Raw genomic sequence first — 20,722 nt, forward strand, 5'->3', positions numbered from 1 at the left:
GACGCCCGTAACTCATCAGACAAAACCGGACGGATACCGCTCACCTGCACCCTCCCCGAACGGCGGAGCCCATGAAACCAGTAACATGCGGCGCCATGAACTCCCCCACTGGACCCGCGTCCGGCCTGCCCGTACGAATGCCGCGACCCCGCCAGCCCGGCCGGCACCGCCGCCCGGAACCGCTGGTGGCTCCCGAGGGCGCGCCCGCGCTCGTCCTCGCGGTGCCCGGCGCGCCCAGCGCCGCCACGCGCAGCCTCGCCGAGGAGGTCGTGAGCATCGCCCGCTCGGAGCTGCCCGGCCTGGACGCCAGGATCGGGTACCTGGACGGGGACGACACCGAGTTCCCCATGCTCAGCTCCGTGCTGGCGCACGCCGCCGAGGAGCGCTCCGCCCGCTACGAGCAGGCCGTCGCCGCCGGGATCGAGGGAATCCAGGAGCCCGACGGCCCGGTCGCCGTCGTCGTACCGCTGCTGGCCGGTCCCGACAGCGCGCTGCTGCGCCGGATCCGTCAGGCCGTGATGGACAGCCGCGTCGCCGCCGATCTGACCGACGTCCTCGGCCCGCACCCGCTGCTCGCCGAGGCGCTGCACGTGCGGCTGTCCGAGGCGAGCCTGGCCCGCGCCGACCGCGCCCGGCTGTTCACCGTGGCGACTGCCGCGGACGGCATCATCCTTGCCTCCGTGGGCGGCGAGGAGGCCGTGCAGGCGGCCGGGATCACCGGCATGCTGCTCGCCGCGCGCCTGGCCGTACCGGTGATGGCGGCGGCCCTGGACCAGGAGGGATCCATCTCCTCCGTGGCCGACCAGCTGCGCTCTTCCGGTTCGCAGCAGCTGGCCCTGGCGCCGTACCTGATCGGCCCGGAGATCGACGCGGCGCTGCTGGCCGCGGCTGCCGCGGAGGCGGGCTGCGCCACGGCCGAGGCGCTCGGAGCGTACCCGGCGATCGGCAAGCTCGCCCTGGCCAAGTACACGACGGCGCTGGGCATCGCCCCGCAGCAGCCGCAGGGCACTCCGGTGCGCTGACGCACCCGGCACCTGTACGACACAGGGCCCGCTCCCGTCGCCGGAGCGGGCCCTTCGTTTTGCCCCTGCCGGGCCGCCGTCCGGCTAGCCGAAGACGACGCAGGAGGCCGCCGCGACGCGCACGGAGCCGTCGTAGCGCGGCATGCCCGTCGCCTCGTCCACGGCGAACCAGGTCACGTCGCCGGAGCGCTCGTTGGCGGCGTAGAGGAAGCCGTCGTGGTGGGCCAGGTCGCGCGGCCACCGCCCGCCGCAGGGTACGGTGCCGGTCAGCCGCAGTCCGCCCGCCTCGACGGCGAGCACGGACAGGACGTCCTCGCCCCGGGTCGCCGTCCACACGAAGCGGCCGTCCGGCGACACCGTGATGCCCGAGGGGTGGGCGTCGCCGGCGGGGGCGCCGTGCAGCACGGGTACCTCGGTCAGCGGCTTCAGGGAGCCGGCTGCGGAGTCCCAGCGGCACACCGTCACGGTCGGGGTCAGCTCGTTGACCACGTAGGCGTGCTCGCCGTCCGGGTGGAAGGACAGGTGGCGGGGGCCGGAGCCGGGGCGCAGCGCGATCTCCCGGTGGACGGCGAGGGCGCCGTCCGAGAGGGTGCACACCCGTACCGAGTCGGTGCCGAGATCGATGCTGACGGCCCACCGCCCGCTGGGGTCGGGCTGCACCTGGTGGGCGTGCGGGCCGCGCTGGCGCCGGTCGTGCGGTCCGGAGCCGGTGTGCTGGAGTCGGCCGGAGTGCTTGGGGGCGAGGGCGCCGTCCGGACGCACGGGTACGGCGGTGATGCTGCCGCAGCCGTAGTTGGCGGTCAGGACGTGCCCGGCGTACAGGCCGAGGTGGGTGGGTCCGCTGCCGTCCACGGGCACGGGCGGCCCGGCGGGTTCCGGCCGGTGGCCGTTGACGCGGTAGGCGGCGACGGCCCCGTCGGCGGTCTCACTGACCGCGTAGAGCATGTGGCCGTCCGGCGCCAGGGCCAGGTACGAGGGGTCGGGTACGTCCTGGACGACGGAGACGGGAGTGAGGGCGCCGCCGGCCGGCGCGACCTCCGCGGTCACGATCCCGGGGCCGCCCGCCGCCGTGAACGACCCGATGAAGGCCCGGCGCCTGCCCGCCCTGCCGTTCTGTGCCACCGCTGTCCCCTCTCGGTCGAGCCGCTCGGGCCGGTTGGGCCTGTCGAGCCGGTCCGGGGCCGACGGTAGCAGTCGATCAGCTGCGGTCTAGACCAAGAGGGTGGGTGGCGGGACGGTTTTCCGCTCGGGTCCCTGGATGCCGGACCGGCGGCGGGGCCGCTCTCTGGGTCCCTGGATGCCGGACCGCCGGCGGGGCCGCTCTCTGCCCGGGTGCCTGGGCGCCGGACAGCCGGCGGGCTCGCGGTGCGGGGCGGGAGCGGAGAGGGACCGGGTCTCGGCTCAGGCGCCCACCAGGCGGGAGCCCTTCGGCGTGTGCAGGGGTTCCGCGAGGTCGGCGAGGGCGCGTTCCAGGCCGTGCAGGTGGGCCAGGGCGGGCTCGGCGGGCGGTTCGGTGGGGCGGTGGAGGGCGTCGGTGCGGCCCGCGGTGAGAGCCTCGACGGCGGCCTCCACACGCCAGCAGGCGGCGGCGAGGCGGGCGTCGTGCGAGGCCTCCGGGTCGGCGGCGACGGCCACCAGCCCCCGGACCTCGCGGGCGCAGTCGTCGAGCAGTGCCACGACCCGGCGGGCCCGCGCCTTGCGGGCGGGCATCGGGTTCAGCGGGTGCACCAGGGGCGCCACCGACAGCCGTACGCGGCCGAGCAGCTGTTCCAGTTCGGCCACGCGCGGCGCCGGGTCGGCCGTGGCGGAGCCGGCGAGGCGGGCCGCCGCCTCGGCCGTGCAGGCGTGCACACAGCGCAGGGCCCGCTGGATCCAGGCGTCGGTGGTGGCGTGAGTGGTGACCGGCAGCACGAACAGCACGGCGAGCGCGGCCCCGAGCGCACCGACCCCGGTCTCGGCGAGCCGCAGCGCGAGCAGCCCGGGGCTGAGGACGCCGAGCAAGCCGTAGAGAAGCTCGGCGAGCAGCGTCACCCAGAGCATCATCCAGGTGTAGGAGACGGCGGCCGTGTAGAAGATGCCGAAGACGGCGACCGCGACCAGGACGGCCGTGGGCACGGGTGCTCCGTGCAGTGGGACGGTGACGAGGAAGCCGAGGCCGATGCCGATCACGGTGCCGAGGACCCGGCGGAAGCCGCGTACCAGCGTCTCGCCCCGCGAGGCGGTGTTGACGAAGATCCACCAGGTGGCGCCGACGGCCCAGTACCAGCGCTGGCCCGAGACCAGCTGCCCGGCCACGAGCGCGAACCCGGCACCCGCGGTCGCCGCGACGGCCTGCCGCGTGGTCACGCGCGCCAGACCGGTCCCGGTGGGCGGGGCGGGCACGGCCGCCGGGGGCAGCCGGCGCTCGTAGCACCACGCGCCGAACCGCACCGCGGCCGCGACGAGGACGGAGAGCAGGACGGCGGCGTACAGCTCGGGCAGCCGGTCCGGGGTGGCGTGCAGGAACTGGGCCACGAAGAACGTCATGAACGCGAACACGCCGAGGCTGTGGCCACGCGGGCCCCAGCGGCGCGCGTACACGCCGACGCCGACGACGGCCAGGAAGGTGAGGTCCCGCGCGACGGGATGATCGTGCAGCTCGGCCGCGGCGGCGAGCACCGGCACGCCCACGACGGGCAGCAGGGCGGTGGTGACCGCCTGTCCGCGCACGGTCGGGTCGGTGACGGTGAAGAGCGCGAGCAGCGCGGCGAGTCCGCCGGTGACCGCACCGACGAGGGATTGTCCGGCCAGCAGACAGACCATGACCGCCGGCCCGATGCCGAGGACGGCCCGGGTGGCGAAGCGCAACCGCGCCCGGCCCGGGTCCGGAGCCACGAACACCCTCTTCAGCACTGCTGTCCTCCCCTGGAACACACCGGCACAGAAAAGGCGCCGCGGGATCCGCAGCGCCATCGACACGTCCATGAGAGCATCACCGGGGTCACTGGCTCAAGTGTTGCCCGAATCACTGCACCATTGGCCCAGCATCGAAGGTGGACGCCAGCCCGCCGGAATGCCAACGGCCCAGGTCGGGCGGTACACCGGCATGCCCGCTCCCTGAGCCATTGGTACAGTCGTAGGCGATGGCCGTGGACGAACTCGACACCCGTATCCTGCGGCTGCTTCTGGAGCAGCCGCGCACCAGCGTGCGCGAGTACGCCCGCGTCCTCGGGGTCGCGCGCGGCACGCTCCAGGCCCGGCTGGACCGGATGGAACGGGAGGGTGTGATCACCGGCACGGGCCCTTCCCTCTCCCCCGCCGCACTCGGCCATCCCGTGCTGGCGTTCGTGCACATCGAAGTGACCCAGGGCCACCTGGACGACGTGGGGGACGCGCTGGCCGCGGTGCCGGAGATCGTGGAGGCCTTCTCGATCACCGGTGGCGGGGACCTGCTCGCCCGGGTGGTCGGCCGGGACAACGCGCATCTGGAAGACGTGATCCAGAAGCTGATCAGCCTGCCGGGCGTGGTGCGTACCCGTACGGAGGTCGCACTGCGCGAACGTGTCCCGTTCCGGCTGCTGCCGCTGGTGGAGTCGGTCGGCCGGGCGGCCCGTCCCTGACACGCATCCTGGACGCCATGAGCGATCTCGGCGGCCTCTCGGTCATCTTCGATCTCGACGGAACGCTGGTGGACAGCGAGCCGCACTACTACGAGGCGAGCCGGCAGACCCTGGCCGAGCACGGAGTCCCGGACTTCACCTGGACGGAGCACGAGGGCTACGTCGGCTCCCGACGTCTTCCTGGCGGCGGCCCGACGGCTCGGCGCGGCGCCGGCCGACTGCGTGGTCGTGGAGGACGCCGCCCCCGGCGCGGCCGCCGCCCGCGCGGCCGGGATGCGCTGCATCGCCGTCCCGTACGTCCCAGCCCAGGCCTGCCGCCCCGAGTTCGCGACGGCGCCCCTGCTCCTGCGCGGCGGGCAGGGGGAGTTCACGGCACAGACGGCCTATGCGTGACTGAGGGACGCGGCGGCACTCCCGAACAGCTGAACGGGTGACGGGTACGGGGGCAGAAGCGCACGTAGACGGCCCGCTGGGACTGGTCGGCCGCCCTCCCGCCCCGTGGTGACGCACGGTGGTTCTGCGTGCGCGGTGAGCCACGGCTGCATAGCGTGACCCTCATGAGCACAGATCAGGCCCGGCCCGCCCCCGACGAGCGGCGGTGGAAGGCGCTCGCGGTCTGTCTGGCGGCGGGCTTCATCTCGCTCCTCGACACCTCGATCGTGAATGTGGCGCTGCCCTCGCTGGAGCGGGGGCTGGGGGCCTCCGAGGCGACCGAGTCCTGGGTGGTCTCCGGGTACGCCCTCACTTTCGGGCTCGCGCTGGTCCCGGCCGGCCGGCTCGGTGACATGCGGGGCCGGCGCCAGGCCTTCCTGGTGGGGCTCGCCCTGTTCACCATGGCCTCGCTGGCGTGCGGGCTCGCGGCCGGCCCCGGCTGGCTGGTGCTGTTCCGGCTGATCCAGGGCACGGCTGCGGGCATGGTCGCCCCGCAGACCTCGGGGCTGATCCAGCAGATGTTCCAGGGCGCCGAGCGCGCCAAGGCCTTCGGCCTGCTCGGCACGGTCATCGGGGTGTCGACGGCGGCGGGACCCCTGGTGGGTGGCCTGCTGATCGACGTAGTCGGCACCGACGACGGCTGGCGCTGGGTGTTCTTCGTCAATCTGCCGATCGGGGTGGCCGCCTTCGCCGCGGGGCTCCGGCTGCTGCCACGCTTCCCGGCGACGGGGAGGCACGAGGAGTTCGACCTGTTCGGGGTGCTGCTCCTCGGTTCGGGCGTGCTCGCGCTCATGCTGCCGCTGGTGCAGGAGCAGCAGTGGACCGGACGGGAGAAGTGGGCGCTGCTGCCGCTGGCCGTGGTGCTGCTGGGTGCGTTCTGGGCCTGGGAAAAGCGGCAGGGGCTGCTCGGGCGCGCTCCGCTGGTGGACCTGGAGCTGTTCTCCCTGCGCTCGTTCACGCTCGGCGCGCTGATCAGCCTCTGCTACTTCGCCGGCTTCACGACGGTCTTCTTCCTCTTCGCGCTGTACCTGCAGAACGGCATGGGTTACAGCGCACTGGCATCGGGCCTGACGGTCCTGCCCTTCGCGGCGGGCTCGGCGGTCGGGGCCGCGGTCGGGGGCCGGCTGGTGGTGCGCTTCGGCCGCAAGCTGGTCGTCGCCGGCCTGGCCGGCGTGGCCCTGGGGCTGCTCGGACTGGTCGTGGCGGTGGAGCTGGTGCCCGGCCCGAACCTGGCGTGGGCGGCGGCGCTGCCGCTGCTCGCAGGAGGCGTCGGCTCCGGTCTGACGGTCTCCCCCAACACCACCCTCACGCTCGCCCTCGTCCCCGTACGCCGCGCGGGCGCGGCCGGTGGGGTGCTTCAGACCGGCCAGCGCGTGGGCTCGGCGGCCGGTATCGCGGTGGTGGGTTCGGTGTACTTCGCCCACCTCGCCAACCACGGCCGCACCGACACGGCGATGCAGCTCGGACTGCTCTCCGCCGTGGGGATCATCCTGGTCGCGCTCGTGCTGGCGGTCGCGGATCTGCGGGACCGCCGACTGCGTCCCGAACCCGAGATGGCGCCGCCCGGCCTCACTGACTGCGTACCTGACTGACCCCTGCCTGACTGGCCGCCTGCCTGCCGTGGTCCGACGACCGTCCGGCTCACGATCTCCGGCGCGGCTTCCCGCGCTTCACCGGCTTGGCCGCCTTGCCGCCGGCCGCGCGGGCACCGCGTGCCGTGCGGCCGGCCGGCTTCGCGGACGACTTGGACTGGGCCTTCGCCGCCGGTGTCTGCCGGGTGCCGGCCCCGCCGGAGGTCTTGCGCTTGTCGTCGGCCGCGGGCTTCGCCGGCGTACGGCCCCGGGTGCTGTTGACGGTGCGGCCGCGGACGATGCCGATGAAGTCCTCCACCAGGTCGGTGGTGGCCTCCTCCGGCCAGGACAGGGCGACGCTGGACCGGGGTGCGTCGACGACCGGACGGTAGGTGAGGTCCCGGCGGTGGTACAGGCGGGCAAGGGACTGCGGGACGACCAGGAGGCCGACGCCGGCGGCCACCAGCTCGACGGCGTCCGGAGTCGTCGCGGGCCGTTCGAAGGCCGCTTCGCCCGGCGGGGCGTCCCAGTCGAAGACGTCGTCGAGGGGGTGGAAGAGCGTCTCGTCGGCGAGGTCGGCCAGGGTCACCTCCTCGGCGGCCGTGATCACGTGGTCCTTGGGGACGATGACCACCGAGGTCTCGGTGTACAGCGGGATCGCGCTGAAGTACGCGCGGTCCACGGGCAGCCGGACCAGGCCCGCGTCGGCGTCACCCGCGCGCAGCACCTCGGGCGCCTCGGCGGCCGGGACCTGGACGAGGGCGAGCGGGATGTCGGGCAGGCGCTCGTTCCAGGTCTTCACCCACTTGGCGGGCGTCACTCCGGGAACGTACGCGAGCCGGAACGACGTTGATTCCTCCGAGCCTGTCACCAGGCCAGGTTACCGGCCGCCACGGGACCCTTCCGTCACGGGGCGGAGCGGACCCGTCCCGCAGCGGGCGCGGCGGACGCCTCCGTGACCGGGCCTGACCGGCCCCTCCTCCGTCGGCTGTGGTCAGCCGTCCCGTACCCGGCCGATACCCTTGACTCCATGAAGTCGCAGCAGAGCACCCAGACGATGAAGCCCGCGACCGCGGCGAAGAAGCTGGGTGTGTACCTCCCCGCCACCCCCGCCTCGTTCCAGGAGGGTGTGGTCTCGCGCGCCGAGCTGAACGAGCTGCAGGCCAACCCGCCGGAGTGGCTGAGCGAGCTGCGGCGCACCGGCCCCCACCCGCGTCCGGTGGTCGCCGCCAAGCTGGGCGTGTCGATCGCGGGCCTGGCCCGCGGCGGGGTCACCGAGCCGCTGACCACCGAGCAGATCGAGGCGCTCAAGCAGGAGCAGCCCGAGTGGCTGGAGAAGGAGCGCGCCACACAGGCCGAGGTCCGCAAGGAAGCCGCGCGGATAAAGAACCTGAAGAGGGAGAAGGAGAACGGCGGCGCCGAGCGCGGCTGACTCTCCCGCCCGTTCCTCCGCAGCGCCCTCCGGCTCCGCCGGGGGGCGTTGTCCGTCGTCCGCCCGGTACGTGCCGCCCGCGGCCCGCTGCCGGCCGGCGACACCGGACGGGCCGCCGTTCCCCCGTGCCGGCGGCCCGTCGGACACGCCAGGTCCGAGCAGGCCGGTGTCGCCGGGTTGAAGTGTGCGACAGCCGGGGACCGCATGGGTATGCGTACAAGTACGTACGCCGACGGGGGCTGCACACACACCGACCGGAGGACCCGTGCGGCTGGAGATGGCCTACGAACGCATGACGGCGGTGGCCGTGGCCGCGCTGAACGAGCGGGAACCGGAGCGGCTCTGGCCGATGCTGGCCGGCACGCTCGCGGACTTGTGCGGCGGTGACGCGGTCATCCACAAGCTGGACGAGTGGAGCGCGAGCGAGGGAACGATCGGCACGGTGCCGGACGCCGCCGCGGCGGAACTGGCCGGGCTCGGGGACGCCGAGCTGAGTCTGCTGCGCGCGGGTTTCCCGTTCGCCCGCCACTACGCGCACGGAACCGAACGGACGCCGGTCACCGCACACCGTGCGGCCGGGGCCGGCTGGCCGGGCAGCCCGACCGCGCGCCTGCTCGGCGAGATCCTCGACGTCGACCACGTGCTGGGCGTACCCCTCCCGGGAAGCACCACCCCGATCACCGGCTGCCTCGTCTACCGCGCCGGGGGCGACTTCCGCGACGACGACCTGGCGCTGGCCGAGCGCGCGCAGCCGCTGCTGGACGCCGTCGAGCGGCAGCGGCGACTGCTGGAGCAGTGGCGGCGGGCACTGGGGCCGGCCGCGGCGCCGGACCAGCGGGCGGCGGTCTGCTCCCTGACGCCGCGCGAAACCGCCGTCCTGCTGCTGCTCACCGACGCGCTGACCGCCGGCACCATCGGCCGGCGCCTCGGCATCTCGGTCCGTACCGTGCACAAGCACGTCGAGAACATCTACCGCAAGCTGGGCACCCGGGACCGCGTCGGTACGGTGCTGCGCGCCCAGCGGCTCGGCCTGGTGCCGCCGCCGGGGCCTGCCGAGGCCCGGGGCGGTCCGTGGTGACCGTTCCCCGGGCCCGTACCGACTGATCCGCACGCCGGCTGTGCCTGCGGCTGCACGGAAGCTCAGGAGGGGACTCTCAGCCGACGGAACTCGGCCGGGGAAGCCAGGCCGGGGAAACTCAGCCGGGGAAGCTCAGCCGAGGAAGCTCAGCCGCACCTTGCGGTCGGGGTTGTCCTTGTTGGTGTCCACCAGGCACACCGACTGCCAGGTGCCGAGTTCCAGGCGTCCGCCGATCACCGGAAGGGTCGCGTGCGGCGGGACGATGGCCGGCATGACGTGGTCGCGGCCATGACCGGGACTGCCGTGCCGGTGCTGCCAGCGGTCGTCGGCGGGGAGCAGGGTGTGCAGCGCCGCCAGGAGGTCGTCGTCGCTGCCGGCACCCGTCTCGATCACGGCGATTCCGGCGGTGGCGTGCGGGACGAAGATGTTGAGCAGACCGTCGCGACCGGCCGCCACCTCCCGCAGGAAGCCCTCGCAGTCGTCGGTGAGGTCGACGACGCGTTCCCGGGAACCCGTCGAGACGTGCAGCATGCGCGTGGTGAAGGCATCGGACATGCCCTCATCCTGACCCATACGCCGGCCTCCACACCCCGGGGCGCCACCGACTTCCGACCCGCGCGGCCCATGACGCGAGACACCGTGCGGCCGGGAAGATCCACCGGCGGCTTCCTGTTGGTAGAAGCGTGAACGAAACACGTGAGGTCGAGGTCGTCGTCACGGGCGCCGGCCAGGCCGGTCTGGCTGCCGCTTACCACCTGCGGCGCACCGGCTTCGAGCCGGACCGCGACTTCGTGGTCCTCGACCACTCTCCCGGGCCGGGCGGCGCCTGGCAGTTCCGGTGGCCCTCGCTGACGTTCGGCAAGGTGCACGGGATGCACGCGCTGCCCGGCATGGAGCTGACGGACGCCGACCCGGCCCGGCCCTCGGCGGACGTCGTGCGGGAGTACTTCGACCGGTACGAGCGCACCTTCGGCCTGCGAGTGAGGCGGCCCGTGGAGGTGCGGGCGGTGCGAGAGGGCGAGGAGGGGCGGCTGCTCGTGGAGACCTCGGACGGCGACTGGTCGACCCGGGCGCTGATCAACGCTACCGGCACGTGGGACCAGCCGTTCTGGCCGCGCTATCCGGGCCAGGAGACCTTCCGGGGGCGGCAGTTGCACACGGCGCAGTACACGGGGCCCGAGGAGTTCGCCGGTCAGCGGGTCGTGGTCGTGGGCGGTGGCGCTTCGGGCACCCAGCATCTGCTGGAGCTGGCACCGTTCGCGGCCTCGACCACCTGGGTCACCCGGCGGCCCCCGGTCTTCCGCGAGGGGCCCTTCGACCAGGATGCGGGCCGCGCGGCGGTCGCGCTGGTGGAGGAGCGGGTGCGGCGGGGTCTGCCGCCGCGCAGTGTCGTCTCGGTCACCGGACTGCCCTTGAACGACGCCGTCCGGCAAGGGTTGCGGAACGGGGTCCTGGACCGGCTGCCCGTGTTCGACCGGATCAGCCCGGCCGGCGTGGAGTGGCGGGACGGGCGGCACGTGGACGCCGACGTGATCCTGTGGGCGACCGGCTTCCGGGCCGCGCTCGGCCATCTGGCTCCGCTGCGGCTGCGCGAGCCGGGCGGCGGCATCCAGGTGGAGGGCACCCGCGCCGTCGCCGATCCGCGGGTCCACCTGGTGGGCTACGGTCCCTCGGCGAGCACCATCGGCGCCAACCGGGCCGGGCGCGCGGCCGTCCGGGACATCAGGCGGCTGCTGGCCGGGGAGCCGGTCGCCGCGTGACGTCCCGCCGGCTCAGCGGACCGCGGGCTGCTCGGTGGCCGGGGACGGCAGCGGACTCCGGCTCGGGGGCTGCGCCGTCGCCGTGCTCGGGTAGAGGGCGTTGAACTCGGCCACATTGCGCAGGTGTTCGTCGTAGTCCGCGGTGAAGCGCGTGTCGCCGGGCTTGACCGTGACGAAGTACAGCCAGTCGCCCGGGGTAGGGTTGAGGGCCGCCCGCATCGCGTCCTCGCCGGGGTTGGCGATCGGTGTCGGCGGAAGGCCGGTGCGCTCGTAGGAGTTGTACGGGCTGTCGGTCTGGATGTCGCTCAGCCTGGTGTGGACGGTGTTGCGGTTCATCGCGTAGTTGATGGTCGCGTCCAGTTGCAGCGGCATGCCGCGCTCGAGCCGGTTGAACACGACGCGGGCGACCTTGCCCATGTCCGACTTGGACGCCACCTCGGCCTGGACGATGCTGGCGATGGTGACGGTCTGGTAGACGTTCACCGCGTTGCGCTGCGCCCCGGCCGCGACCGGTGCGCCGTTGAACCTGCCCATGGCGGTGTCGACCATGGTCCGCAGCAGGGACTCGGGGGTGGCGCCTTTCCGCACGGGATAGCTGGCCGGGAAGAGATAACCCTCGGGGTTGCCCCCGGCCTCGTTCGGCAGTTTGAGCGCCGCCTTGCCCAGGGATTTGAGGGTACTGCCCGGGGGCAGTCCCAGGGTCTTGTCGATCGCGTCGTAGACCTGGCTCGCGCGCCATCCTTCCGGGACGACCAGCGTGGCGGGCCTCGCCTCCTGGTGGCCGCGCGCCAGGGTCAGCAGCGGCACCGCCACGGCGGTGCCGGCCACGACGGCGCCGGCCACGACGAGGGCGAGTCTGCCGCGGCGTGTCAGTCGGGGCTTTTTCCGTGACGGAATGTTGATCTGCATGCGGGCACGGTAATACGTATATCGTCCCAAACCTGGCATCTGTTCAGTTTGTCGGCTGCAGTTGCGCATCCCGGCGCACCAGGGCCGCGTAACGGCCGTCCAGCTCCAGCAGTTCCTCGTGCGTGCCGCGTTCGGCGACCTGTCCGGAGTCGAGGACCACGATCTGGTCGGCACTGCGGATCGTCGACAGACGGTGGGCGATGGTGATCGTCGTGCGGTCGGCCGACAGGGCGTCGATGGCTTCCTGGACAGCGGCTTCCGTGCGGGTGTCGAGCGCGCTGGTCGCCTCGTCGAGGATGAGGACCGGCGGGTCGCGCAGGATGGTACGGGCTATCGCCAGGCGCTGCTTCTCGCCGCCGGAGAAGCGGTGACCGCGTTCGCCGACGATCGTCTCGTAGCCGTCGGGCAGCGCGGCGATGTGGTCGTGTATCTGGGCCGCCCTGGCCGCCGCGTGCAGTTCCTCGTCGGTGGCGTCCGGCTTGGCGAAGCGGAGGTTGTCGGCGACGGAAGCGTGGAAGAGGTACGTCTCCTGCGAGACGACGCCCACCGCGCGGGCGAGGGTGTCGAAGTCGAGGTCACGGACGTCGACGCCGTCGAGGGTGACACGGCCGCCGGTGACGTCGTACAGGCGTGGCACCAGGTAGCCGAGCGTGGACTTGCCGGCGCCGGTGGGGCCGACGACGGCGAGGCTGCCGCCGGCGGGCACGGTGACGTCGATCCCGTCGAGCACGGGGCCGCCCTTGTCGTCGTACCGGAACGCGACCGCGTCGAAGCCGACTTCGCCCTTCACCTGGTCCAGCCGGACGGGCTGCTCCCGCTCGGTGATGTCGACGGGGAGGTCCAGGTACTCGAAGATGCGCTGGAAGAGGGCGAGCGAGGTCTGGATCTGGACGCCGGTCGCGAGCAGGCTGACGGCCGGGCGGAACAGGCCCTGCTGGAGCGAGACGAAGGCGACGATGGTGCCGAGGGAGACCTGGGGGCCGCCGAACTGGAGGGCGGTGCCCGCGGTCCAGTAGATGACCGCCGGCATCGCGGCCATGACGACGGTGATGACGGCCATGCGCCAGCGCCCGGCCATGTTCGACCTCACTTCCAGGTCGACCAGGCGCTCGGACTCGTCGGCGAACGTCGCGGTGAGCGAGTCCGAGCGGCCCATGGTACGGCCGAGCAGGATGCCGCTGACCGAGAGCGACTCGGTGACCGTGGCCGCCATCGCGGCCATCTGCTTCTGCCGCTCGGTGGTGATCTTCTTGCGTTCGCTGCCGACGCGGCGGCTGATCCACACGAACACCGGGAGCAGGAGCAGCGAGACGCTCGTGAGCCGCCAGTCCAGGGCGACCATCGCGACGATCGTGGCGATGACGCTCGTGGCGTTGGACACCAGGGAGGTGGCCGTGGAGGTGACGGTGGCCTGCATGCCGCCGATGTCGTTGGCGATGCGCGACTGCACTTCGCCGGTGCGGGTCCGGGTGAAGAAGGCGAGCGACATGCGCTGGAGGCGGCCGTAGACCGCGGTGCGCAGGTCGTGCATGACCCGCTGGCCGACGGTCGTCGAGATCAGGGTCTGCAGCACACCGAAGACGCCGGCCAGGACGGCGCTGAGGATCATGCCGAGCGCGAGCAGGCTCAGCAGGCCGGTGCGGCCCTGCGGGATCGCGACGTCGAGCGTCTCCCGCAGCAGGAAGGGCGTGGCCACCGAGACCAGCGACGAGGCGCCGACCAGGAGGCCGACGATCGCGAGCCGCGCGCGGTAGGGCCGGAAGAGTTTCAGGATGCGACGCACCTGCCGGGGCTGCTCGCCCGCGTCGGCGGGTGGGGTCCAGGACGGTTCACGGTCGGGATGCATGGGCTCCTACGGAGGTGCACGGACGACGGCCGGGACCGGCCGACGATGACGGAACGGATCGTAGCTCATTGTTACCTATACTCACAATGAACGGCATCCTGATATTGTTCCCGCATGACCACCCCGGATCCCGACGGACTGCTCGCCGAGCAGTTGCTACGGCTCACCCGCCGGGTGCACCGCATCCAGAAACGTCATCTGGAACAGCGCGAGCTGGGTGTCACCCCGGCCCAGTCCCGGCTGCTGCGCACCCTCGCGCACTACGGTGCTCCGCCGCGCATGGCCGATCTCGCCGAGCGTCTGGAGGTCGTGCCCCGCGCGGTGACGACGCTGGTCGACGGGCTGGAGGCGAGCGGCAAGGTGCGGCGGGTGCCGGATCCGGCGAACCGGCGCGTGACCCGGATCGAGCTGACCGACGAAGGACGCGCGACGCTGCGCGAGCTGCGCGCCGCCCGGCGCTCCGCGGCCGAGGAGATGCTCGCTCCCCTGACCGAGAAGGAGCGCCAGGTTCTCGGGGTCCTGCTGGACACGCTGATCGACGGGGACGCCGCCACACGCTGCTGAACGCCGGCGGCCCCCCGCTCCGAGGTGGAGCGGGGGGCCGCCGCCGTCCGTCGCGCGGTTCGCCTCAGCAGCGGCTGCGGTCCTGCGTCAGCACTCCCTGGACGGTGGTCAGTGAGCGGTCGTGGCAGCCGTCCGAGCCGATCAGGCGGTAGCGCTCGGTGGAGGTGCCGACCGCGTGCCGCTGGTCGCGCGGCACGTCGGCCGTGTACGCGGCATCCCCGCGGTAGGTGTCGTCGAGCCGGGACCAGGCGGTGCGCCGGCCGCCCTCGCGCACCACCACCGACGCCCGGTCGCCGAGAGTCAGCACGGTGCGCAGCCGCTTGTCGGCACCGAGGGTGACGACTCCGTCGACGGTGTACGTCCGACGGGTGTGCGTCGACCGTGCGGGACCGTGGCCGCCGACCGTGACGGTCTCGTCGTCGGTCCAGGCCGCGTCGAGGCCGTCCGTGTTCTCGCCGTCGGTCCAGCGGTGGGCGGAGGTGTTGGCGAGCGTGCGGGTGACGGTGGTGGTCACGCGGCCGTGCGAGGTGTCGAGGTACCCGGACACGGTGAGCCGGTGGCCCGCCTCGGTGTCCACGCGGTTCTCGGCACCGGGCGTGTACGTGGAGGAGTTGGCGAGGTCGGTCGCCTTGACCGCGGTGACCCCGCCGGTGACGCGGGCGCGGTGCGCGTCCCGCCAGACCAGCACGTTCACCGGTGCGCTCCAGCCCGACTGCCCTGCGGGCACGCCGACGACGGAGACCTCGACGCGGTGCGGACGGCCGTCGTTGAGCAGGCCGGCGAAGGGCGTGAGGTCGTACTCGACGGGCCGGACGTCGAAGGCGCGGGGCGCCGGGACGACGTACCAGAGGAAGGGGTTGGACCAGCCGCCCGTCCACACGTTCGGAAACGGCGCGGCGATGCCGGCGATCTGTCCGTCGACCTTGATCTGCACCTCGCGGTAGGGGCCGTGGTCGGCCTTGCAGGAGTACGACGCCGGGTCGGCCACGGTCAGGTACCAGAACTCCTCGCAGCCGCCGCCCGATCCGGTCGCGTACACCTCGGCGACGATCCGCTCGCTGTTGCGCGGGGTGGTGAGGGTCGTGCCGTCGGGTGTGCCGGTGAGGGTGAGGACGCGGTCGGGGGCGGGGGCCGCGGGACGCCCCGCATAGAAGGTGAGGGTGACGTGCACGTCGATGACACCGGTGTAGGTGTCGTCCACGACGTTGCCGATCAGCATCTCGACGTCCTGGGCGCTGCGGAAGGTGTCGCTGTAGCGCGTGACGTCCTTCTCGACGTGCCACTCGATGCCGTCGGGCGAGGGCTCCGGGGTGGAGGTGCGCAGGACCTCCACGCCGCCGACGTGCAGATAGCCGAGCCGGTCGTACTGACGGCCTTTCACCTTGCCGTCGAGGCGCAGGACGACCTTGCTCCAGCGGTCGCCGCAGCCCTCCGGGGGCGTGTAGGCACCCCGGTAGGGCGTGAAGTCGCGGAACCGGGCGTCGGCGAGGGTGATCTGACACGAGCTGGTGTGCGGCCGTTCGACGGGCGGTGCCGCCGTCACCGGGTCGTGCCAGTCGGTGCCGAACTCGGCGGGCACGTCGGCGGCTTGGGCGGACGGCGTCCCCGTACCGAAGAGCGTGCCCACCAGGAGGGTCGCTCCGGCGAGCATGGACATGACTATCCGTCTTCTCATGGCCGGTGTTCTACGAGGAGACGGGGTGTCCCGCAATGACGCCTCGGACGGATCGGCGCGATCCGGACGGCCACCGGCCGGCCGCGTACTCGCCCCAACGAATGAATATTTAGTGTTATAAACGGACCTTACTGACATAGTGTCGACATGGAGATCATGAACGCCGGCAGGCCGGCCGGATCAGCGGCCGGGAGCCCCGCTCCCTGGTCCCGCGACGACCACAGGACCCTCCGGTGAAGGCACCCCTCACGCGCGCCACGCACCCGGAGCCCGCGCCCCGGCGCCACCGTCATGTCGTCCGCGCCCGTCGCGCGGCCCTCGTCCTCACTTGCACCGGAGCCGTCGCGCTCATCGCCGACGCCCTGTTCGCCGGCGGGGGTCCGCCCGCGGAACGCGGCACCCCCGCCCCCGGCGCCTCGGCCGTCCCGGCCGGCGCGCGCCCCGCCCCAGGAGCGAGGGGCGTCGGCGACCCGCTCATGCCGCTCGCCGGCAACGGCGGGTACACCGTCCGCCGTTACACGCTCGACTTCGACTGGCAGGCACCACGGACGCCCTTCGCGGCCGTCGCCACCGTTCGTGCGACCGCCACCCAGGCCCTGTCCCGCTTCGACCTCGACTTCGCCGGCAACACCCTGCGCGGGGTCACCGTCGACGGGGCACCGGCCGCCGCGGTACGCGACGGCGACGAACTCGTCGTCACGCCCGGCAGACCGGTCCCGCGCGGCGGCGCGTTCACGGTCCGCGTCGCCTACACCGCCGACCCCACGCAGGGACGGCACCGGGACGACGCGATCCAGGACTACGGCTGGGTGCCGACCGCCGACGGCACCATCGTCTGCGCCCAGCCCGACGGCGCCCGCATGATCTTCCCGGCGAACGACCACCCGAGCCTGCGGGCTCCGGTCACCTTCCGGATCACGACACCTCCGGGGCTCAGTGCGGTGGCCAACGGACGGCTCGTCGGCACCGACCGGCGGCCCGGCGGCCGTACCCGCTGGACGTACGACTCCGAACAGCCGATCGCGCCGCAACTGGTCCAGATGGCGGTCGGCAGGTTCAGATTCGTCGACAGCAAGGGCCCGCACGGGCTGCCCGTCCGGGACGTGGTCCCGGACGGCCTGGTCACGGACACCGAGGCGTACCGCTCGCTCACCCCGGAGCACCTGACCTGGCTGGAACAGCGGCTCGGCCCGTACCCCTTCCGCCGCTACGGCGTGCTGGTCGGGGACACCGACCTGCCGGTGGCGCTGGAGACGCAGTCGCTCTCCGTCGTGCCGCGGGACGACCTCCTGGGTGACCGGGTGGACGCCGAACGCAATCTCGTCCACGAGCTGACGCACCATTGGACGGGCGACAGCGTCGCCGTCCGGCGCTGGTCCGACCTGTGGCTGAGCGAGGGTCACGCCCGCTACTACGAACGCCTGTACTCCGACACGCACGGCGGCGACAGCCTCGAGGACGCGATGCGGGCGGCGTACGAACAGCACGACCAGTGGCGTCACGACGAAGGGGCACCCGCCGAACCCACCGAGGCGACCCTGTTCAAGGTGATGCGCTACGACGGCTCGGCGCTGGTGCTGTACGCGCTGCGGGAGAAGGTCGGCGCGGAGGCCTTCGACCGGATCGAGCGTACCTGGGTGACCCGGTACCGGGGGCGTGCGGCCGGCACCGCTGACTTCGTCGCGCTCGCCTCGCAGGTCGCCGGCGAAGACCTGACGCCGTTTCTGAAGCCGTGGCTGTACGGGGCGCACACCCCGCCCATGCCGGGCCGTCCCGACTGGCAGGTGGACCCGGTCGAGGACTGAACCGGGCGGTGCCCCGGGAGGCGGAGTCACTGCCGCCGACCGGGTGGCCTCTGCGGGACCGCTGGTCCACCCCGGTGACGCTCGCCACGCGGTGGCGCGCGAGGCACGGAAACCTACGAGGGGTGGCCTTACGAACAACTCCTTTGTCCAGGTTGCGACGAGCGTGGTTGGGAGAGCCTCCGCGATGAGAAGAAATGTTTCTGCACGTGTCCCGGACAGCGTCCGGAGGTGCCGCCGGACGGCGTGCCTGATCGCGACGGCGGCTCTGCTGCCCCCGCTGCTGATCCTCCCGGTGTCCGGCGCCGACGAGGCCGCGGACCGACGTCTGCAGGACACTTTCACCAATGCCGCGCGCGAGTTCCACGTGCCACGCAGTGTCCTCATGAGCGTGGCCTACATGCAGTCGCGCTGGGACACCCATTCCGGCGCCCCGAGCGTCGCGGGCGGCTTCGGGCCGATGCACCTCCTGGACACCGAGGGCGTCCCGGCCAAGGCGGCCGAACGGCAGGACCGGTCCCGCCCGGGGACGGCGGGGGCGTCCGCGGAACACGCAGCCGATCTCCCGGCGGGCCGCGCCGTCCAGCCCGCGGACCTGCAGCACGCGGCACGGCTCATCGACGCACCGACCGGACGCCTGCGCACGGACGCCGTCGCCAACGTGCGCGGCGGAGCGGCACTCCTCGCGGCCACGCAGCGGCAGCTCGGCAACCCCCTCAGCGACGACCCGGCGGACTGGTGGGAGGCGGTGGCCCACTTCCCCGGCACCCGTGACGTCGCGGCGGCCGCGTCGTACGCCGACGACGTCTTCGCGCTGATCCGCCGGGGAGCGCACCGCACCACCGCCGAGGGCCAGGACGTCAGTCTTCCCGCCTCCCCGGGGGTGAAGCCGCACCGCCGGACCGCCGGACCGCAGCGGCCGAAGGACGTCGAGTGCCCGGTCGAGCTGGCCTGCGACTGGCTCGGCGCGCCGTACGAGGAGATCGACGACGGCGAGTACGGCAACCACGACCTGGCCGACCGGCCCAGGGACCAGCCGATCGAGTACATCGTCATCCACGACACCGAGGCGGTCCTGCCGAGCATGCTGCAGACGGTGCAGGATCCGACGGAGTCGTCGTGGCACTACTCGATCCGCTCCAGTGACGGCCACGTCACCCAGCACGTCAGGACGAAGGACGAGGCCTGGCACTCCGGCAGCCAGTTCGTCAACGCCCGCTCGATCGGCATCGAGCACGAGGGCTTCCTGACCCAGCCCGGCACCTGGTACTCGGAGCGGATGTACCGGTCATCGGCGCGTCTGGTGCGCTACCTGGCCAAGAAGTACGGCGTCCCGCTCGACCGGCAGCACATCTTCGGCCATGACAACGTGCCGGCTCCGACGGCCGACAGCATCCCCGACATGCACGACGATCCCGGCCCCTTCTGGGACTGGCGGCACTACTTCGACCTGCTCGGCGCACCCCTGCGGGCCACCGCGGGACCGGACAGCGACATGGTGACCATCCTGCCGGACTACGGCAAGAACAAGCCGGCGTTCACGGGGTGCGGCGGAAGCGGCGTCCCCTGCAAACCGCACGGCTCCAGTGCCGTCCGCCTGTACACCCGGCCGGAGGAGACCGCCCCGCTCATCCAGGACCCCGGCCGGAAGCCGGACGGTGAGGACTCCACCGTGGACGTCAACGACCTGGGATCACGGGTCTCCGCCGGCCAGACCTTCGCCGTCGCCGACCGCAGCGGTGACTGGACGGCGATCTGGTTCCAGGGCCGGAAGGCGTGGTTCAAGAACCCCGCGAAACAACCGACCGCCGTCGGTGCGGCCGGCCGCATGGTCACGCCCAAGGAAGGCCTGGACGAGATCCCGGTCTACGGCCGCGCCCTCCCGGAGGAGGACGCCTACCCCGACGATGTGGACGAGCCGAGCGAGTCGCCGCTCCCTTACAGCTTCCTGGCGGGCCAGCGCTACGTCACGCAGTCCGGCGTCGGCAGCTCGTACACCCCCAAGTCGTTCAGCGACGCACCCAACCCGGTGGTGTGGGGCCGGGAGAAGTACTACGAGATCCAGTTCGGCCACCGGCTCGGGTACGTCCGGGCGAGCGACGTGGACGTGGTGGGCTCGTCCAGCGCCGCGGCGGGAGCGCCGGGACTCGAGGCCGGTCCGGCAGGGAACTGACAGTGCGCACCGGTCAGGGGGCCGGGGGACCACGGCACCGCTGCATCAGCCGGCCGACAGACTCGCCCTGTCCCCCATCACCACGACCGGATCGCGAGCCGGGTCGAGCGTGCGCAGCAGGGACTCCATGGCCTGCCGGGAGACGCTGACGCAGGCCGAGGTGCCGCTGCCGTGGTCCATGTGCAACCAGATGCCGCCGCCCCTGTCCGCACCCCAGGGGCGCGTGGCGTCCTTCGGCGGCGTGCCCTTGACGCGGTTGTAGTCGATCGCGATGACGTAGTCGAAGTCGTGCCGGTGCGCCGCGTCCCACTGCGGCGGAGGCGCGTAGGCACGCTCGTCCCGGTCGTAGGGCAGTCCGGAACCCGGATCGGCGAGCACTCCGCCCGCGTCGGAGAGGGTGAACACACCGACCGGGCTGCGCTGGTCGCCCTCGTGGTGGTCCGTGGTCCAGCCCTTGCGTCCGTTGTGTGCGGGCCAGCTGCCCGCCGGCCGCCAGTGGGTGCCCTGCCGGGTGTACAGCACCACCCTGGAGTCCGCCGAATGCTCGTCCTCGCCGTAGACGGCCACGACCTGGCGGGAGTCGGCCGGGATCCTCCGGTGCAGGCGGGGACCGACGCCCGGGACACGCGTCGGGTCGGTCGTGGGCGCGGACGACGGGGCGGGTCCCTGCGCGCCCCGGCCGTGGGCAGCACCTTGCGCCGCGTGGCCGCGGGCGGGACCGGGGCCGGCGGTGCCGCAGGCGGAGAGCGTTGCGAGGAGGGTGCCCAAGGCTGCCACGACGACCGTCGTGCGCCGCGCGCTGTCGATCTGCACCCGCCCATGGTGGCATCGCGAACCGGCGCTTTGTGCGGGCCTTTCG

At 72.9% G+C, this 20,722-nt stretch carries 17 protein-coding genes and 1 pseudogene; 10 read left to right on the forward strand and 8 right to left on the reverse strand.

The genetic code is table 11. The features are described 5' to 3' along the window. Positions 1-95: 95 nt before the first annotated feature. Complete coding sequence (locus tag JK359_RS12655; RefSeq protein ID WP_201835056.1) at positions 96-1,022, forward strand: sirohydrochlorin chelatase; 927 nt, start codon at positions 96-98, stop codon at positions 1,020-1,022. Positions 1,023-1,106: 84 nt separating this feature from the next. Here the strand turns inward: JK359_RS12655 and JK359_RS12660 are convergent, their stop codons facing one another. Both JK359_RS12660 and JK359_RS12665 read right to left on the reverse strand, forming a co-directional pair. Continuing rightward, entirely contained in the window at positions 1,107-2,144 is a 1,038-nt protein-coding gene (locus tag JK359_RS12660; protein ID WP_201835058.1) for a lactonase family protein, read from the reverse strand. A 279-nt stretch (positions 2,145-2,423) separates the two neighbouring features. Next, entirely contained in the window at positions 2,424-3,914 is a 1,491-nt protein-coding gene (locus tag JK359_RS12665; RefSeq protein WP_201835060.1) for an FUSC family protein, read from the reverse strand. A 230-nt stretch (positions 3,915-4,144) separates the two neighbouring features. Here JK359_RS12665 and JK359_RS12670 point away from each other — a divergent pair, with 230 nt between their 5' ends. The 3 genes and pseudogenes from JK359_RS12670 (at position 4,145) to JK359_RS12680 (ending at position 6,645) form a co-directional block, all read left to right on the forward strand. Further along, on the forward strand, positions 4,145-4,621 hold the full coding sequence (locus tag JK359_RS12670) for an Lrp/AsnC family transcriptional regulator (protein ID WP_201835061.1): 477 nt from the start codon (positions 4,145-4,147) through the stop codon (positions 4,619-4,621). Between the two features lie 17 nt (positions 4,622-4,638). Further along, positions 4,639-5,014 (forward strand): annotated as a pseudogene (locus JK359_RS12675) (HAD-IA family hydrolase). Between the two features lie 164 nt (positions 5,015-5,178). Beyond that, positions 5,179-6,645, forward strand: a complete 1,467-nt coding sequence (locus JK359_RS12680; RefSeq protein WP_201835062.1) for an MFS transporter — start codon at positions 5,179-5,181, stop codon at positions 6,643-6,645. Between the two features lie 49 nt (positions 6,646-6,694). Here JK359_RS12680 and JK359_RS12685 read toward each other — a convergent pair whose 3' ends face one another. After that, positions 6,695-7,495: a LysR family substrate-binding domain-containing protein gene (locus JK359_RS12685; protein WP_201835063.1), complete on the reverse strand. Its 801-nt coding sequence runs from the start codon at positions 7,493-7,495 to the stop codon at positions 6,695-6,697. A gap of 159 nt (positions 7,496-7,654) precedes the next feature. On the opposite strand from JK359_RS12685, the gene JK359_RS12690 reads away from it, so the two are divergent. Both JK359_RS12690 and JK359_RS12695 read left to right on the forward strand, forming a co-directional pair. Then, on the forward strand, positions 7,655-8,056 hold the full coding sequence (locus JK359_RS12690; protein ID WP_201835064.1) for a DUF5997 family protein: 402 nt from the start codon (positions 7,655-7,657) through the stop codon (positions 8,054-8,056). 265 nt (positions 8,057-8,321) lie between these two features. After that, positions 8,322-9,134, forward strand: coding sequence for a helix-turn-helix transcriptional regulator (locus JK359_RS12695; RefSeq protein WP_307788081.1), 813 nt, complete (start codon positions 8,322-8,324; stop codon positions 9,132-9,134). Positions 9,135-9,266: 132 nt separating this feature from the next. On the opposite strand, the gene JK359_RS12700 is transcribed toward JK359_RS12695, so the two are convergent. Further along, on the reverse strand, positions 9,267-9,689 hold the full coding sequence (locus tag JK359_RS12700) for a secondary thiamine-phosphate synthase enzyme YjbQ (RefSeq protein WP_201835065.1): 423 nt from the start codon (positions 9,687-9,689) through the stop codon (positions 9,267-9,269). 128 nt (positions 9,690-9,817) lie between these two features. On the opposite strand from JK359_RS12700, the gene JK359_RS12705 reads away from it, so the two are divergent. Then, positions 9,818-10,894 carry an NAD(P)-binding domain-containing protein gene (locus tag JK359_RS12705; protein WP_201835066.1) on the forward strand — a complete coding sequence of 359 codons (1,077 nt, stop codon included), beginning with the start codon at positions 9,818-9,820 and terminating at the stop codon, positions 10,892-10,894. A gap of 12 nt (positions 10,895-10,906) precedes the next feature. On the opposite strand, the gene mltG is transcribed toward JK359_RS12705, so the two are convergent. Together mltG and JK359_RS12715 are read right to left on the reverse strand one after the other, a co-directional pair. Further along, positions 10,907-11,803, reverse strand: a complete 897-nt coding sequence (gene mltG / locus JK359_RS12710) for an endolytic transglycosylase MltG (protein ID WP_201835067.1) — start codon at positions 11,801-11,803, stop codon at positions 10,907-10,909. 43 nt (positions 11,804-11,846) lie between these two features. Then, complete coding sequence (locus JK359_RS12715) at positions 11,847-13,649, reverse strand: ABC transporter ATP-binding protein (protein ID WP_201835068.1); 1,803 nt, start codon at positions 13,647-13,649, stop codon at positions 11,847-11,849. Positions 13,650-13,763: 114 nt separating this feature from the next. Here JK359_RS12715 and JK359_RS12720 point away from each other — a divergent pair, with 114 nt between their 5' ends. Beyond that, positions 13,764-14,213 (forward strand): MarR family winged helix-turn-helix transcriptional regulator, encoded by a 450-nt coding sequence (locus JK359_RS12720; protein WP_201835070.1) that lies wholly within the window; start codon positions 13,764-13,766, stop codon positions 14,211-14,213. Positions 14,214-14,277: 64 nt separating this feature from the next. On the opposite strand, the gene JK359_RS12725 is transcribed toward JK359_RS12720, so the two are convergent. Then, on the reverse strand, positions 14,278-15,888 hold the full coding sequence (locus JK359_RS12725; protein WP_236677729.1) for a peptide-N4-asparagine amidase: 1,611 nt from the start codon (positions 15,886-15,888) through the stop codon (positions 14,278-14,280). A 233-nt stretch (positions 15,889-16,121) separates the two neighbouring features. On the opposite strand from JK359_RS12725, the gene JK359_RS12730 reads away from it, so the two are divergent. Together JK359_RS12730 and JK359_RS12735 are read left to right on the forward strand one after the other, a co-directional pair. Beyond that, positions 16,122-17,693: a M1 family metallopeptidase gene (locus JK359_RS12730; RefSeq protein WP_307788082.1), complete on the forward strand. Its 1,572-nt coding sequence runs from the start codon at positions 16,122-16,124 to the stop codon at positions 17,691-17,693. 247 nt (positions 17,694-17,940) lie between these two features. Beyond that, positions 17,941-19,863, forward strand: a complete 1,923-nt coding sequence (locus JK359_RS12735; RefSeq protein ID WP_236677792.1) for an N-acetylmuramoyl-L-alanine amidase — start codon at positions 17,941-17,943, stop codon at positions 19,861-19,863. Positions 19,864-19,908: 45 nt separating this feature from the next. On the opposite strand, the gene JK359_RS12740 is transcribed toward JK359_RS12735, so the two are convergent. Then, positions 19,909-20,676 carry a L,D-transpeptidase family protein gene (locus tag JK359_RS12740; RefSeq protein WP_307788084.1) on the reverse strand — a complete coding sequence of 256 codons (768 nt, stop codon included), beginning with the start codon at positions 20,674-20,676 and terminating at the stop codon, positions 19,909-19,911. Positions 20,677-20,722: the final 46 nt, after the last annotated feature.

This window comes from Streptomyces actinomycinicus (genome assembly GCF_016741775.1).
Classification (GTDB): domain Bacteria; phylum Actinomycetota; class Actinomycetes; order Streptomycetales; family Streptomycetaceae; genus Streptomyces; species Streptomyces actinomycinicus.

What these genes read in the sequence shown, in the direction of transcription:
- JK359_RS12690 (WP_201835064.1), top strand. Translation starts at nt 7,655, where the DNA reads ATGAAGTCGCAGCAGAGCACCCAGACGATGAAGCCCGCGACCGCGGCG.
- mltG (WP_201835067.1), bottom strand. Translation starts at nt 11,803, where the DNA reads ATGCAGATCAACATTCCGTCACGGAAAAAGCCCCGACTGACACGCCGC.
- JK359_RS12700 (WP_201835065.1), bottom strand. Translation starts at nt 9,689, where the DNA reads ATGTCCGATGCCTTCACCACGCGCATGCTGCACGTCTCGACGGGTTCC.
- JK359_RS12670 (WP_201835061.1), top strand. Translation starts at nt 4,145, where the DNA reads ATGGCCGTGGACGAACTCGACACCCGTATCCTGCGGCTGCTTCTGGAG.
- JK359_RS12720 (WP_201835070.1), top strand. Translation starts at nt 13,764, where the DNA reads ATGACCACCCCGGATCCCGACGGACTGCTCGCCGAGCAGTTGCTACGG.
- JK359_RS12680 (WP_201835062.1), top strand. Translation starts at nt 5,179, where the DNA reads ATGAGCACAGATCAGGCCCGGCCCGCCCCCGACGAGCGGCGGTGGAAG.
- JK359_RS12725 (WP_236677729.1), bottom strand. Translation starts at nt 15,888, where the DNA reads ATGAGAAGACGGATAGTCATGTCCATGCTCGCCGGAGCGACCCTCCTG.
- JK359_RS12715 (WP_201835068.1), bottom strand. Translation starts at nt 13,649, where the DNA reads ATGCATCCCGACCGTGAACCGTCCTGGACCCCACCCGCCGACGCGGGC.
- JK359_RS12655 (WP_201835056.1), top strand. Translation starts at nt 96, where the DNA reads ATGAACTCCCCCACTGGACCCGCGTCCGGCCTGCCCGTACGAATGCCG.